The organism is Alteribacillus persepolensis, assembly GCF_900099605.1.
Classification (GTDB): Bacteria; Bacillota; Bacilli; order Bacillales; family Marinococcaceae; genus Alteribacillus; species Alteribacillus persepolensis.
The window spans coordinates 70,912-86,346 of sequence record NZ_FNDK01000013.1 but is presented as its reverse complement, the minus strand read 5'-3'; the positions used below and the strand labels follow the sequence as shown (position 1 = coordinate 86,346).

The window sequence follows — 15,435 nt, the reverse complement described above, 5'->3', positions numbered from 1 at the left end:
CGATTAACACAGAAGAATCCAAATATGGACCTCCATCCTTTAATCCGTGGGTTGGAATGGGAATGTCACGCAGCAAATCCTCCTTATCTTCCACCACTACTTCATTGGCAGGGCCTTGATCAACGACGACAGGATCCACAGGATGTTTACTCCATTGTTCTATTGCTTGCGCTGTGAGAAAAGGAAGCTTCTTTTCTGTTACATCCAGTATTTTGGCTAATAGTTTTCGATTCCAGTACAAGCCAGTGAGCAAGGGAACTTCTGACTCATTGATGTTTTCAAAAAATACGGCTTTTCCCCCTTCATAGTTGTTTGCTATTCCAGCCATTTCATGTTTTATATCAACAGGAGACTTCGTGCGCACAAGCATATTTTCCTGTCTTAAAAACTCCACTATTCCTTGTAAATCTGCCACCTTACGCTTTGCAAGATTTGTTTGAATTGGCTTATTCTCTGTTTGGCTTTTCCTATTCATGTTGGCTTCTACCATCTCAGCCATCTTATCACCCCTGAATCGATATGTTTATATGCTATACACTCATTATTGCAGAATAAACAGTATTATGTCAGGGCAATTTATTCGCAATGCCAGGTAAATCGCGTCAAACTATCAGAATCAAGCTATTCTTTAGAAAATATGTCAACAGTTTTTCTCAATATAATTATTCATGCCTCATCTAGGAGAAACGTTCCCCTGTTCTTGTTGCCATACACAAAACAATCACACACCAAACTCGATCATGTTTGAATCCTGTCATCACACAGTCTTTATATGAACATATCTTATTTGCGGATGGACAGCTTCCTTAACAGCAATAAACCCTTTGTTGCATTCAGTATGGCCGTACTGCTTTATCATATGCTGCAGGAGGACATTGAGGGTTCTTCAGCCACTATTCCAATGTCTTTTCCTCCTTCATTTAAACGACAAATAATATTCATGATGGCATCGTCACTGCTTGCGTGCAGTATGATTTTCGATTTTATTCCATATCACTGGAAGGTCTTGCAGAGAGCGAAATCCAGCAAGTTTTCGCCATCTGACGTTTTCTGTTTCTAATCGCAAATCTGGGAATGTCGCAAGCAGGCTCTTCACAGCGATTTGCGCTTCCAATCGAGCAAGTGGTGCTCCCAAACAAAAATGGCTGCCATACCCAAAAGCAAGGTGCGGGTTAGGATGCCGGGTAATATCAAAAGCATCCGGATTTTCAAATACACGTGGATCCCTGTTAACAGCGCCGAGCAGAATATAGACATGTTCTCCTGATTGGATATGACTTCCGCTTATTTCAATGTCTTCTGATGCTACACGAGCAATCATCTGGGTTGGGCTTTCCAAGCGTAAACTTTCTTCAACTGCTGTTTCCAACAGGGCTGGATTTTCCATTAGTTTTGTTCGTTGAAAAGGATGTTGCAGGAAACAAAGAATGGTATTGCTGATTAGGTTCACTGTGGTTTCATGGCCTGCTGCCATCAGCAGTATACAGGTAGCAAGCAGTTCGTTATCAGTCAGCTTTTCCCCGTCTTGTTCCTCGTTGATTAACATACTGATAAGGTCATCTTTTGGCCGGCGTTTTCTGTGCTGAATCATGTCTTGAAAATAATCCAATACATGCTTGGTTGTTTCGTTCCCGTTAGTTAATACATTTTTAGAGCGTGTAAAATCAATCGATTCAATTAAAGGTTTGGTCCATTCTTTAAACAGGCTGCGGTCTTCGGTCGGCACTCCTAGTATGTTTGCGATAACAAGGCTCGGTAATGGAAAGGCAAAATCAGATATAATATCCATGTGTTTTTGTTGTTTCACTTGATTCAAGAGATCTGCTGCCGTCTCTTGGATTAAAGGACGGCAAGATGCCGCCGCTTTAGGTGTAAACACCTTGCTTACAATTCCGCGCAGCCGCTGATGATTCATGTTATTTTGAAACAACATCATATCATTTTGAACGTTCTTTAACCTTTCGTATTTCTTTGATGACTGCGGCAGAGGAATCCGATTTTTAAAGCGGGCGTCTTTAAGAATGATTTTTGCCTCTTCATATCCTGTTACGTACCAACCTGGGTAGCGAAAAGTATTATTCCAAGTGACCGGGTGGGTAGAGCGCAGCTGTTCATAAAACATATACGGATTTTCTGCAAACGTCTGTGACGCCAAAGAAATTGCAGTTGCTTTCACCAACGCTGTATTCTCCTCTCTTAATGGTTTTCTGCTGCCATGCTTTCTTTCATTTCCTCTACCGTCTCTATTTCAAATCCTAAATCAACGAGCATTTTGTGATCGTCACTTTCTTCTTGTCCATCAGTTGTTAAATAATCCCCGACGAAAATAGAGTTTGCTGCATAAAGTCCCAGCGGCTGCAAAGAACGAAGGTTCACTTCTCGTCCGCCGGAGATGCGAATTTCTTTTGTTGGGTTCATAAAGCGAAACAGTGCCAGCACTTTCAAACAATAAAGCGGATTTAATTCACGAACTCCTTCTAAAGGCGTTCCGTCAATCGCATGTAAAAAATTCACCGGAATCGAATCAGCATCCAGTGCTTTTAAACTGTTTGCCATATCAACAACATCTTGTTTTGTCTCTTTCATTCCTACAATCACACCAGAGCACGGGGACATTCCTTTGTCTTTTACGGTTTGTACTGTATCAATCCGGTCATCATACGTATGGGATGTCGTGATATTGTCATGATTACTTGCTGATGTATTTACATTGTGATTGTAGCGGTCCACACCAGCCTCTTTCAGCCGCTCAGCCTGGTCTGGTTTTAACAAGCCGAGACAAGCACAGATTTTCAGTCCATAGCTGTCTTTGATCTCTTTTACCGCATCTACTACATGATCAACGTCTTTATTCGAAGGGCCTCTGCCGCTGGCCACAATACAATAAGTTCCGATGTTCAAGTCATGTGCACGCTTTGCGCCTTCTAACAAGGTGTCCTTTTCTACCATTCTGTATGAATCTATGGGTGCAGTCGAAATCGAAGACTGTGCGCAATAGCCGCAATTTTCTGGACACAACCCCGATTTTGCATTCATAATCATATTTAACTTTACTTTTTTGCCGTAATATTGTTTTCTGATTTGAAAAGCCGCATGCATCAACAGTAATACCTCATCATCCGGACATTCCAAAATCGCATGAGCCTCTGTATTGGTTAATTTTTCTCCAGCTAATACGCGGTTTGCATATTCCATCCACTTATTCATACACATTCGCCTCCATCTCATTTAGTAAAAAGGGGATATCAACATGTTCAATGACCATGTCACGCACATTCTCTTTCGTTATTTCGTTTTGTTGCGGGGTGATGCCGATAACTGGTACCCCGGTTAGTTTTTCTATCAATGTCGGGTTGGTACGTTCAGCAAGTCCTGCCCCTTCTCTTTTTCCATTTATCACAATTCCAGCTATTCTAGCGCCTATACTTTTGGCATAGTGAACCGTTAAAAACGTGTGATTGATGGTGCCAAGATCCGGGCGCGCGACGATAATAACAGGTAATTGCAATGCATGTATGATGTCACTGACTAAGAAATTCTCGCCCATTGGCACAGAAATACCGCCTGCACCTTCAACAATGAAACAATCATGTTTGTCTTTCATGGCTTCCCAATGCTTAAGCACGTCTTCTAGACGCACACTTATCTCTTCTTGTTTAGCTGCTACATACGGCGAAGCAGGTTCTGTAAAAACAAATGGAGTAATTTCCTCTAAAGAGAGAAATGTTTTAGACATAGCTTTTAAAAAAGATGTATCACTTTCCAAAGCTTCTCTTGCTATTCCGCTTAACATTGGCTTAAACACCCCAACATCCACTTCTTTGGCTGAAAGAGCCGCTGCCAGCCCTCCGGCTATTATCGTTTTTCCGACGTCTGTATCTGTTCCTGTGATAAAAAAGCCTTTCACGATATAACATTCAACTCCTTCCCAATGCGGCGAAAACAGTCTATTAAGTAATGGATATCACTCCAATGGTGATTGGCTGTCACTGTAAGGCGGATACGGCTTTCTTTCGGTGCTACAGTCGGCGGGCGAATGGCCGGTGCATAAATACCTTTTTCCATGAGTTCGTCTGCAAATACAACGGCGTCTTGTGCATCCCCGATAATGACCGGAATAATCGGCGTATGATCTCCGATAACGGTATATCCCATATGTGACAGACAGCTTTTTATCTCTTTTACATGAGACAATAGTTTCTTTCGCCGTTCTGTTTGTGTTTCGATAAGGTCTATAGCAGCCACCGATGCTGCACAATTCGCTGGAGGCAGGGCAGTTTGAAAAATGAACGTTCTTGCATGATTAAGCAGAAATTCAATCAACTCCTGTGACCCAGCAACAAAACCGCCTTCGCTCCCCAAAGCTTTACTGAGCGTTCCCATCATAACGTCAGGCACAACATGAAAATATTCACTCGTTCCTCTGCCGTTTTCTCCCAACACACCTGTGGCATGGGCATCATCGACAATAACGAATGCTTGATAACGCTTCGCTAGTTTCATCATTTGATCAAGCGGGGCAATGGTGCCATCCATACTAAACACACCATCCGTCACGATAAAACGACGCCGGTACGATTGTGTTTCTTTTAGTTTTTCTTCCAAGTCATCCATGTCTATATGGTTATAAATGACCGTTTCTGCTGACGAAAGACGGCAGCCGTCAATGATACTGGCGTGATTGAGCGCATCACTTAAGAGAACGTCTCCTTTTTCCGGTATCGAAGACAAGACACCTATATTTGCTAAGTATCCGCTTGAAAACAGAAGTGCTGCCTCCGTTTTCTTGAAAGCTGCTAATTTATCTTCCAGCCTTTCATGCCACGCAGTATTTCCTGTAATAAGACGGGAACCGCTGCTTCCACAACCACATTCATTAAGCACCTCTTTTGAGGCATCAATCAATTTTTTATGATTAGCCAGCCCTGCATAATCATTGGATGAAAATACAAGCTTTTGCTGGCCATTTATTATCACTGAAGATCCGGGTGCTGTGTGCATTGTTCGCATCGTTCGATACAAGCCGGCTCTTTTCGTTTGATAAAGCCTTCCTCGCAGCCATTGATCAAACAACAACAGCCGTCACCTCTGTAATTGCTTCTTTCATAATAGCTGTCATATCAGCCAGCTCCTCTTTTGTACTGACAAGCGGCGGCATAAATACGATGACATCTCCCATAGGCCGTGTCAGCATGCCAAGTTCTCTCATTTTCAACGACACATGGTAACCGACGCGCTTTTCAAATGGAAACGGTTCTTTCGTTTCCTTAGAAGCAACAAGTTCAATTCCGCACATCATCCCAAGCTGTCTGACGTCACCTACATGAGCTAACGAATATAACTCCTGTAAGATATCCCGAAGATAATCAGCTTTTTCAGCAGCTTGTCCGACAATGTTTTCGGACTCAAATAAGCGTAAATTTTCCAGAGCTACCGCACAGCCCAGCTGATTTCCTGTATAGGAATGCCCGTGAAAGAACGTTTTCAATTTTTCATAGTCATCATAAAAAGCTTCATACATTTCTTCTGTAGTAAACGTGACAGCAATAGGTAAATACCCTCCCGTGATACCTTTTCCTGCTGCCATTAAGTCCGGCTGGACATTTTCGTGTTCACAAGCAAACATTTTTCCCGTACGCCCAAATCCCGCTGCCACTTCGTCTACAATCATTAAGACATCATATTTGCTGCAAAGTTCCCGTACACCTTTTAAGAACCCATCTGGGTATACGACCATACCAGCTGCTCCTTGAATCATCGATTCGATAGAAAGCGCGGCTATTTCTTCATGCTTTTCCTTTAGAAGATCCTCAAGAATATGTAAGCATTCGTCTCGGCATTGAATCGGATCTTCGCTTTCGGAACGATAGACATTAGGTATAGGTGCTTTCAAACTTTTAAACATGAGCGGACCATATATATCGTGGAAAAGATCAACAGAACCTACACTTACTGCACCAATCGTATCTCCGTGATAACCGTTGTGCATCGCAATAAAGCTTTGTTTCTTCGTCTTGCCTTTGTTTTGCCAATATTGAAATGCCATTTTCAGCGCAATCTCCATCGCTTCTGCACCACTGTCTGAATAAAAGACCCGCGTCAGCTTTTCAGGTGTTAGCTGCACCAGCTTTTCAGCCAGTTCAGTTGCTGGAACATTTGTCATTCCCAGTAAAGTAGAGTGAGCGATTTTTTCCAGTTGGTTTTTTATCGCTTCATCCAGCTCTTTTTTTCGATGACCATGAACATTAAGCCACACCGATGAAAATCCATCGTAATATTCTTTTCCGGCACTGTCTTTCACTTTCGTACCGTTCCCGCTTTCAATGATAAGAGGATCTTTGTCATAATCCTTCATTTGTGTAAAAGGTAACCAAAGATACTTTTTACTTTTTTCCACCAACTCATGTGTCATTGATTGTCCCTCCATTGAATAAACATCGGTTGTTTTTCTAAGTAGTGAACATAAGAATGCAGTTCTTCTCCATTCACAAAAAAGACGCGACAGCCTGTTTCATCTCCAGCCTGTTTAAGCTTTGTAATCCGTTGATAACCACCCTTTTTTCCAGCCACATACCCAGTTACATAGTCAGGGTCATCAGACCAGCATAATTCAGCAACCGAACCGGGATGCTGGCTGACTTTTGTTGCAAGAGTCAGAGCTTCTTGCACCCTCGGACTATTAGGCAGCTTGTGATGTTGTGCCCACTTTTCAAAGTTATCCGTATTCCAGTCCATTCGAGAAACACGGATCCCTCTATCGTTTCCAGCATCGACACGCTGACCGGTGCATATGTCAAACAGCATCGCCCCTCTAATAACTGAATTTTCAGCCATTTGTTTATATGCGTTGTCTATCACCTCCACCGGTACGCCCTCTCTTTTTAATAATTCTTTTGCCAATAACTGCCCTTCTTCTGCTGTGGCTGCTTCGTGTGTCGATATGGACAGGGGTTCTGTTTGTTCAATAGAACTAGAAATCTTTTCAACTGTAATCTGCATAAAATCTGGATTTCCCCTGGCATGATGTAATGCTTTGTCTAGCAAAGCATCAGCTTTTTTTGGTATATCGTGATATGTTGCCATGCATTCCCCGCCAGAGATGTGCTTTCCTTCTTCTTCATGAGATCCGTTCTGAGACGCTCTCATTCGCACGCTAAAATAGGTTTGTGCCTGCATTTTTCACCTCTCCCCTTTTGTAAACCATTTAATTATTAAAGTTAACAAATATTCTACAACCGTTAACCACATAAGTCAACATGGTTAACATTTTGATTATATCGTTCGAGGGCGTTTTTTTATTGTGAAAATCTGCTTGAAAGCATAATCATCTTGTTCTCTTGCCAGTCTTTAAGCAGCCGCTATTTTTTTTATGCTGTTTACATACAAAAATAACAAAACGGCTGTAAAAAGAAGCACAATAACAATTTCTGCCTCCGCATTTAACATACAAAGAAAAGAGCAGGCGCTTGTGCTGGACGATGAAAACGCCAAACTTTTATCCTTTCCTATCTTCGAATCAAAAAAACAAGCACTGCTTTTATCTTTGCAGTGCTTGTTTTCACTTCATATACAGTCTATTCAACACTCATTTCCAATTCTTCTACTCTTTTCTCCACGTAAGATTGGTCTTTTTGAGCATGAAAGGTTTCAGCTTTTTCCACAATAACAGCGGTGTTGTATTCAGGAATTTGCGCGTGGTCTTCATAGACCCCTTTCGGCAGGAGAATATTACCTTCCGGCCAGTAGACAGCAATATTGCCTGCAGAGATATCTTCAAATTTTGCTGTTCCTTGATAGGTTCCGAATTGATTGTAGGCAACAATGGATTCTCCTTCTTGAATACCTAACGTATCAGCATCTTGTTCACTGATAAAAATATCGTATCGTTGTGCCGCATTAAAGGGATCTTTTTCACTATAAATCATTGAATTAAATTGCTTTCCCCGTCTTGAAGTCACATAGAATTTGCCTTCTGTGCGGCGGTTTTCTGGTATATCAATGCTGAGAAGGTTGCCTTTTCCATCAGGAGTAGGACACTCCCCGTTTTCACAAAGCCAAGCGCCTCCCCATTGAAACACGTCGCCTTTTTCTTTTAAATGCTGAATACCATCATAGTTAGGATTACTAACAGCAATTTCGTCTCTTATTTGCTCGGCATCTTCCCACTCTATGAGATGTTTTCTATCCGGATAGACACGTGCGGCTAAGTCGATATATATTTCCCATTCACAACGAGCTTCTTCTATTCTAGGACCTTTAATTTCCGGACTAAAATAGACCATTCTTTCTGTGCTAGTCGATGTTCCCCCACCCGCCTGCTCATACCTGGTCATGGCAGGCAGGACGATGACTTCTTCTTTGGCGTCAGCCAGCGTTGACGTGTTAAAAATAATATCCTGATGCACACGTAAATCAATATTTTCCAACACGTTTTGAATGAAATCCGGATCAGGCATCGTTTCAAGGAAGTTGCCGCCACTCGTGTAGAATAATTTTAATTTCCGCTCATGGTCTTCAGGAAGCAAACTATTTTCTAGTGTTTGCCCGACGGTATCTCCTTGCCAGCGCGGGATATCAAAGTTCCAAATATCTTCCAAGCGTTGGGCGTTCTCTTCTGTAAAGTCGCCTCCAGGAAGAACAAACGGGTCCGCCCCCATTTCTCCTGATCCTTGCACACCGCTGTGGCCGCGAATCGGCATCAAACCGCAATGCTCTCTTCCAATAAATCCGCGCAGCATAGCGAGATTTGCTACTTGGGAGATATTATCTGTCCCAAACCGATGCTGAGTGAGCCCCATGCTCCAGATAAACACGCCAGATTTCGATTGTGCCAGCAGCTCTGCAAATTCATACATGCGCTGTTTAGAAAGTCCAGAAGACTGCTCGAGATCTTGCCAATTTTGTTGTGCGATATGCTTTTTGAGAGAAGCAAATCCATTTGTGTGTTCCTTAACAAAATCATGATCAATCGCGCATCCCGGTTCTTGTTCTTCCATCTCAAACCAATGCTTCATGATGCCATTCATAAAGGCGATGTCTCCACCAATATTTACCTGGTACACATCATCTACAATCTGTGTACCAAACACCGCACTTTCCGGGATAGACGGTATCCAGTATTTTTCCATCGACGGCTCGCGGTACGGATTGATCATAATAATTTTCGTGCCGGCCTTTTTCGCAGCATACATATACTTCGTTGAAACAGGCTGGTTATTAGCAGCAACACTTCCCCAAAAAACGAGGACATCACTTCCAATCCAGTCTTTATAATTACAACTAGAAGCGCCGATGCCAAGTGATCTCTTTAAAGCCGTTTTACTAGGGGAATGGCAAATGCGTGATGCGTTGTCGATATTGTTTGTTCCTAAAAAACGAGCCGTCTTTGCTGCAGTATAATAGACTTCATTCGTAATGCCCCGCGCTGTTAAATAAAACGCTAATTGTTGTGGGCTGATATCTTTTATTTTCTCTGCAATACGATTCAGTGCATCATCCCAAGAGATTCTAGTAAACTTATTTTCTCCTTTTTTTCGTGATAAAGGATAAGGAATACGTCCAAGCTGACGAAGTTCTGTGCTGCTCATCTCTCTTAGTTTCTCCACATCTTCCAGCCATTTCGGGTCCATTGCAGGCTGCGTATTGAGTCGTAAAACGTTCAAACGTGTCGTGCACAAGTGAGGTCCATCCAATGTCTGATCACGTAGCCCGGACACACCAAGTGCACACCCATCACATACCCCTTGTGTTAAAATACGGTAAGCATAAAGGGCATTATCTTTATTTTCCCAAGCTACTTTCATCGTATCTCGTATATGATGGGGTTTTATTTTTCCCAGTCCCATTGGTGTTTTCCCAGCCCATAGTTTTGGAGCAGGTTTTTTATCCAGTTTTATTGGTCCAGTATGTTTTGTTTTCCCCATTTTTTTCACTCCTTTATTAAGCAATGCACAGCGAACAACTTACTTTCATTAATATTTAAATTCTTTTGATTTCTTGTTAAAATATACATTATGTTTTTATTTTTTTCAACGAAAAAACATTATGCTTTTTTCAATTACCTGGAAAGAGGAAGTGACTATATGGAACGAAAAATCAGCGTGAGAAAGTCAATGATTTCCTTTCAGCATGGGGACTTTCAAGAGATGGAAGATGATATTGTATCGGAACATCCTCTAACGATATATATTAATCAAGAAGAATTTGCTACGATGGTATGTTCTCCTCGTCACTATGAAGAATTGGTGGTAGGGTTTCTTGCCTCGGAAGGAATTATTTTATTTAAAGAAGAAATCGAAGCTCTAGATATTGATGCAGATAATGGTTTTGCTTATGTTCAAGTCCGCAGTAATCGAATGCAGTCTCCATCTTATTACTCGAAGCGGTTTATTGGTTCTTGCTGCGGGAAGAGCAGGCAGTTTTATTTTCAAAATGATGTCCGGACGACGAAAACATCTATGACCAATGTTACCCTGACCACAGAACAATGTATTCGCCTAATAAAAAAAATGCAAGACAACAGCCTGACGTTTAAAGGGACAGGCGGGGTGCACAATGCAGCCATCTGTTCACCACAAGATATTATCGTAGACCGTGCAGATATAGGAAGACATAACGCGCTTGATAAACTGTATGGTCATTGCCTGTTAAATAATGTCCCCGTAAAAGACAAAGTGCTCGTATTCAGTGGAAGGCTGTCTTCAGAAATATTAACGAAAGCTTCAAAAATAGGTGTAGGAATTGTTTTATCCAAATCTGCCCCCACTGACCTTGCGGTTAAACTCGCTGAAGACCTTCATATTACTGCTGTTGGTTTTATCCGTGGAGATTCGTTTAATATCTATTCCCACTGGCATAGAATTACAGACACTAATTAATGCTTCTTATACATCATGCTTTACCCGGGAAATAAGCTGTGTGAAAAAACTTTAGTGCAATAAGCACGTTTTCATGGAAATGACGGAAAGAGGCAGAGCGCCGTCACAGTCAATGCATGCATTCCGCACATCCATGGCTGTGACACTGCCTGCTGCTTTCATTCACGTTCTCTGCACAGCTGGACTCTGTAGAAGATAAAACATGCGGCAGTCTTTTTAATCCAATACAAAAGGTTGTTTTCTTTTGCTCTCTCCCACTGGGCTTTTCCAGTCAGATGGCCGGTTAATATTAGTAAACACTTTTTTTTCAAACGGTTTCTCTTCGACTTTTAATTTTTTTAGCAAATGATACATACTGCGATGACCTTCTTGTAAAACTTCTTTCATTTTCGGCACAGAGCTTTTATGGTAAAGAGCCGCAAGGGGCTGCTTTCTATTTGCAACCGGAATTACAGCTTCGTATTCTGTATCCATCTTTTCTGCCATTACTTTCCATTCATGAACAAATTCTGCTGTTACAAACGGCATGTCCGCTGCTAATACAAAAAACCACGTACTCCTGATTTCTTTTATTCCATAATAAAGGGCTGCAAGCGGGCCTTCGTACTTCCTGGGGTCCACATACAAACGAATATCTTTTTTATGAAAATGATTGACTAGATTTTCATTGGTGAGAATATAAACCGGTTTAATGCCGTTACAAAGCAGAGCGTCGACACTATATTCATATAATTGTTTCCCCTTGTAGCGCTCAAACATTTTTGGCTTGCCATACCGGGAAGACTTCCCTCCTGCCAGGACTATCCCAGATATTTTCAATTATTATACACCTCTTTCGTTACATATGGGAATGCCTGCAGCTTTTGTTCTACAGGCAGCCATATTTTATGCTCTTTCTTCTCTGAACATTGAATAAAAGTTTCTTTGCAAAAAGTCCATGGCTTTCTTTCTTATCAGCCTGGGTAACGAGTGTTTTTGTTTCTTTTCTGCAACAGGCACAGCTCATCCATGAATAATATCCCTGGTGAACCTCAGTCTGTAACTATCCTCCGCTGACTGGAGGAATAAAAGCAATAGTGTCGCCTTCATTTACAATATCATCATCGTTTGCGTAGTTTTCATTAATAGCCGCCATCGTTTGTGTCATATGGGGCAGGTGATGAGTGGCTGCCAGCCATTTTTTCAAATCGGAAACACTCACCCCTGCCTTTTCCACTTCCATTGACTCTTTTCCTATCTCTTCCTGTAAACGGGCAAAAAATAAAACTTTTATCATAAGGCATCTCCTTTCGGTGGTTTCCCTTGTGGATAAGCGGTCGTTTCTAATTGATCGCCAACCCACTTTGTACCATCTGCCCAATGTTCCTTTTTCCATATAGGAACAATCTCTTTAATTCGTTCGATGGCATATTGATTGGCCTCATAAGCTGCTTTTCTGTGCGGCGAGGACACAGCGATGACAACGGCAATATCAGAAATCTGAAGATGACCGGTTCTATGAGTGATTGCTGCCAGCGTATCCGGCCATTTTTCTTGTATCTCTTGCCCAATCTGCTCAAGCATTTTCACTGCCATGCTTTTATACGCGTGATACTCCAAACTCAACGTTCGTTTGCCATTTGTTAATTCACGTACAGTGCCTGTAAAAGTCGTGACGGCTCCGCACTCAGGTCGTATCACTTTTTGTGTTATTTCTCCGATGGATACAGGCTTATCTGTGACTGCAAATAAATCATCTGCCATAATACGCTTTCACCTTTTTCCATATATTTTTTACATAGTCGTCTTCACCGTAGAATGTATAGACAGGAATCGAAAAAGCATCTTCCTTTTCGATTGGTTCCCACGTCACCGCACAAAAAATATTTGATAATTCTTTTAAAAGCGCTGCATCTCTTTGTCCACGCAATAGGACCACTTTCGGATAACCAGCGTGTTTATATCCTTCTACAAAAATCATGTCAGGCGAGAAAAACTGATACAAAGCGATAGTATCTTCTAATGTCCAGCCCGCCTGATTGATTTGTATTTGCACTGATCCTTCCCCTTCTACTGCTGCAGCTGCTGCACCTGCCCCAAGGTGCTGCCTGCTGTCTTTTTCAGCCACTTCTTCAGCCGGCTTCCCTCCATGGCCATGGTGTTTAATAGCTGCCGTTTTATACCCATTCGCAGCACTTCGGGCAATTAATTGATTCATCAGTGTCGTCTTCCCGCTGTTTTTGCAGCCTACTACCTGTATGACGGGACAATATTGTTCCATGGCCATTCACTGCCTATCCAGTCTTCTAATAGAAGGACATCCACTTCCATACCCTTTTCATATCCCCGCGTTCCCCCGGCAAGGACAATAAAAGCCGAAGCATCTGCTAAAGATGTAACAACTCCTGACTTATCCAGACCTGAAGGAATCACTGTATAGCGACCATTGTGTTCTTCTAATTTCGCCCTCACAAAACGTGTGAACGGGTTCGGCTTAGGAAAATCTGCACCTAATACAGCCTTCGTTTTTCGTAAGTGCGGTCTTGGATGAAACAGGCTTTTTTGAATAACAGGACGTACAAATAATTCAAATCCAACATAGCATGCCGAAGGATTTCCCGAAAGTCCATAGTAGAGCTTGTTTCCTAAACGAGCCACCGTTGTTACGCTGCCAGGCCGCATTCCAATTTTATTAAACAGCACGGAAGCCCCTAGTTTTTCTAAAATCTTTGGCACGTAATCGTAATCCCCGACGGAGACGCCGCCTGTTGTAATTAAAATATCTACTTCTGATAAAGCATTTTCTACCGCTTCTAGACAATCTTCAAAATCATCACTGAACTTTCCAAAATATTTAGCTTCTCCTCCCGCCTTTTCTATTTGGGCAAGAACCATGTATGCATTGCTGTTACGTATTTTGCCCGGCTCAAGAGGTTCAGACACATCAAGAAGTTCACTGCCCGTGGCAAGCAGGCCGATAACCGGCTTTTTAGCTACCGGGACGTCGCTGTAGCCAAACGTTGCGAGCAGCGCGCTAACACCTGGGTTAATAAACGTTCCTTTTTTTACTAATGAATTTCCTTTTTTCGTATCTTCACCTTGCAAGGAAATATTATCACCTTTTTTTAACGACCGTGTTATTTCCATATATACTTGATTGTTTTTTCGTTTTTCTTTTGTCAGCTCCAGCATAATGACACAATCACAACCATCAGGAATTTTTGCACCAGTCATAATCCGCACCGCTTGAAAATCCTCTACTTCTCCTTCAAATACCGAACCTGCTCCTATTTCACCGACCACTTCAAATGTTACCGGATGTTCTCTTGTGGCTTGTTTGGTATTCTCTGCTTTGAGGGCAAACCCGTCATAAGGCGACTTATCAAACGGAGGAACATCATGATCTGCTTTTACATCTTCTGCTAAGTAGCGGCCGTATGCTTTTTCAATAGAAACCCATTTGGTTTTTGGCACAATCTCTGATTCCATCACTTTTTGTACAGCTTCTTCTACTGGGATGGGGGTTCTTTTCTCAACCATGTGACAGCTCCCTTTCTCTTAACTTAACAACTGGTGGTAGATTGTTTTCGCCTTTTCTACCTCGTTTGTTCCATGCACAAGCACCCTGCCGTCTTGAAAGACAGCAAGACGATAATCATGTAACAGGCAAGTAAGCACATACGGATTACGGCGGACTTTGCCGTGTTTTTCCAATACACCTTCTAAGGAAGAAAAGTCATACTCCTTTTTATGGGAAGGTCTAATTTGAACGGTGTCTCTTCCACACAAGACTTCGAGCTTTGTTTCGAATGAATAACGAAGAGAAGGATAATCTCTTTGTTCTCCGCAGGAAGGACAGTCCGCCTTTTTAGCATGGAACATATTGATAGAAAGCGGCTGCCCCTGCCATACATCAAACAGCAGCAGCTTCTTCCGCAAATCATTCCAACGGCCTGCTAATAGCTTTAAAGCTTCTGTTGTTTGTATCGATGCGGTTATCTGAACAGCAGGTGCAATAATTCCTGAGGTTTCACAACTCATTCCAACATCGGGCATAGAAGGAAGAACACATTGAAGGCATGGTGTTTCCCCAGGGAGAAATGTATAACTCATTCCATTACTTCCAGCGCAAGCCCCCATGATCCACGGGATATGATGCTTTTGAGACAAATCATTGATAATGAAACGTATTTCATAATTGTCACTGCCATCCACGATAAGATCTACATCTTCCAGCAGACTTTCCACATTATCTGCTTTTGCATCCATTGCAATCCCTTTTATTTCCGTATCGGTATTAACAGCACGCAGACGCTGTTCAGCTGCAATAGCTTTCGGAATGTTATCTTTAGCATCTTGTTCTGTATACAGCTGCTGTCTATGTAAATTGCTTGCATCCACATAATCACGGTCTACAATTGTGACTTTCCTGACACCTGCCCGTACAAGCATTTCTGCATTGGCACCACCCAATGCACCGGCTCCAATAATCAAGACACTTTTCTCACGAATGTGCTTCTGTCCTTCCTTTCCAATCCCGGAGAAAAGCTGCTGCCTGGCATATCTGTCTTCCATCTGC

At 42.2% G+C, this 15,435-nt stretch carries 15 protein-coding genes; 1 reads left to right on the top strand and 14 read right to left on the bottom strand.

Features of this window, described 5'->3' with window-relative positions:
* From BLT18_RS11305 to BLT18_RS11270, 8 genes are all read right to left on the bottom strand, one after another.
* A partial coding sequence (locus BLT18_RS11305; protein ID WP_139184732.1) for a UbiD family decarboxylase occupies positions 1-499 on the bottom strand: 499 nt, incomplete at its 3' end.
* Positions 500-952: 453 nt separating this feature from the next.
* The gene (locus BLT18_RS11300; protein WP_281242357.1) at positions 953-2,179 is read right to left on the bottom strand and encodes a cytochrome P450; all 1,227 of its coding nucleotides are present in this window, start codon (positions 2,177-2,179) and stop codon (positions 953-955) included.
* A 17-nt stretch (positions 2,180-2,196) separates the two neighbouring features.
* Positions 2,197-3,207: a biotin synthase BioB gene (gene bioB, locus BLT18_RS11295; protein ID WP_091274002.1), complete on the bottom strand. Its 1,011-nt coding sequence runs from the start codon at positions 3,205-3,207 to the stop codon at positions 2,197-2,199.
* Positions 3,200-3,907 carry a dethiobiotin synthase gene (gene bioD / locus BLT18_RS11290; RefSeq protein WP_091274000.1) on the bottom strand — a complete coding sequence of 236 codons (708 nt, stop codon included), beginning with the start codon at positions 3,905-3,907 and terminating at the stop codon, positions 3,200-3,202. Before bioD ends, bioB begins: the two co-directional genes overlap by 8 nt.
* Positions 3,904-5,076: an 8-amino-7-oxononanoate synthase gene (gene bioF, locus BLT18_RS11285; RefSeq protein WP_091273998.1), complete on the bottom strand. Its 1,173-nt coding sequence runs from the start codon at positions 5,074-5,076 to the stop codon at positions 3,904-3,906. The genes bioD and bioF overlap by 4 nt, the downstream gene beginning before the upstream one ends.
* A complete protein-coding gene (gene bioA, locus BLT18_RS11280; protein WP_091273996.1) occupies positions 5,066-6,412 on the bottom strand; it encodes an adenosylmethionine--8-amino-7-oxononanoate transaminase in 1,347 nt (448 codons plus the stop codon). The genes bioF and bioA overlap by 11 nt, the downstream gene beginning before the upstream one ends.
* Positions 6,409-7,176, bottom strand: a complete 768-nt coding sequence (gene bioW / locus BLT18_RS11275; RefSeq protein WP_091273994.1) for a 6-carboxyhexanoate--CoA ligase — start codon at positions 7,174-7,176, stop codon at positions 6,409-6,411. Before bioW ends, bioA begins: the two co-directional genes overlap by 4 nt.
* 398 nt (positions 7,177-7,574) lie before the next feature.
* The gene (locus BLT18_RS11270) at positions 7,575-9,923 is read right to left on the bottom strand and encodes an FdhF/YdeP family oxidoreductase (protein WP_091273992.1); all 2,349 of its coding nucleotides are present in this window, start codon (positions 9,921-9,923) and stop codon (positions 7,575-7,577) included.
* Positions 9,924-10,082: 159 nt separating this feature from the next.
* Between BLT18_RS11270 and fdhD the strand changes: the two genes are divergently transcribed.
* Positions 10,083-10,877, top strand: a complete 795-nt coding sequence (gene fdhD / locus BLT18_RS11265) for a formate dehydrogenase accessory sulfurtransferase FdhD (protein WP_091273990.1) — start codon at positions 10,083-10,085, stop codon at positions 10,875-10,877.
* Between the two features lie 216 nt (positions 10,878-11,093).
* On the opposite strand, the gene BLT18_RS11260 is transcribed toward fdhD, so the two are convergent.
* From BLT18_RS11260 to BLT18_RS11235, 6 genes are all read right to left on the bottom strand, one after another.
* Positions 11,094-11,696 carry a molybdenum cofactor guanylyltransferase gene (locus tag BLT18_RS11260; protein WP_091273988.1) on the bottom strand — a complete coding sequence of 201 codons (603 nt, stop codon included), beginning with the start codon at positions 11,694-11,696 and terminating at the stop codon, positions 11,094-11,096.
* A gap of 223 nt (positions 11,697-11,919) precedes the next feature.
* Complete coding sequence (gene moaD / locus BLT18_RS11255; protein WP_091273987.1) at positions 11,920-12,153, bottom strand: molybdopterin converting factor subunit 1; 234 nt, start codon at positions 12,151-12,153, stop codon at positions 11,920-11,922.
* Positions 12,150-12,620, bottom strand: coding sequence for a molybdenum cofactor biosynthesis protein MoaE (locus BLT18_RS11250; protein ID WP_091273985.1), 471 nt, complete (start codon positions 12,618-12,620; stop codon positions 12,150-12,152). Before BLT18_RS11250 ends, moaD begins: the two co-directional genes overlap by 4 nt.
* The gene (locus BLT18_RS11245) at positions 12,610-13,074 is read right to left on the bottom strand and encodes a molybdopterin-guanine dinucleotide biosynthesis protein MobB (RefSeq protein WP_245705251.1); all 465 of its coding nucleotides are present in this window, start codon (positions 13,072-13,074) and stop codon (positions 12,610-12,612) included. Before BLT18_RS11245 ends, BLT18_RS11250 begins: the two co-directional genes overlap by 11 nt.
* A gap of 32 nt (positions 13,075-13,106) precedes the next feature.
* Entirely contained in the window at positions 13,107-14,396 is a 1,290-nt protein-coding gene (locus BLT18_RS11240) for a molybdopterin molybdotransferase MoeA (RefSeq protein ID WP_091273982.1), read from the bottom strand.
* An 18-nt stretch (positions 14,397-14,414) separates the two neighbouring features.
* A complete protein-coding gene (locus tag BLT18_RS11235; RefSeq protein WP_091273980.1) occupies positions 14,415-15,431 on the bottom strand; it encodes a ThiF family adenylyltransferase in 1,017 nt (338 codons plus the stop codon).
* Positions 15,432-15,435: the final 4 nt, after the last annotated feature.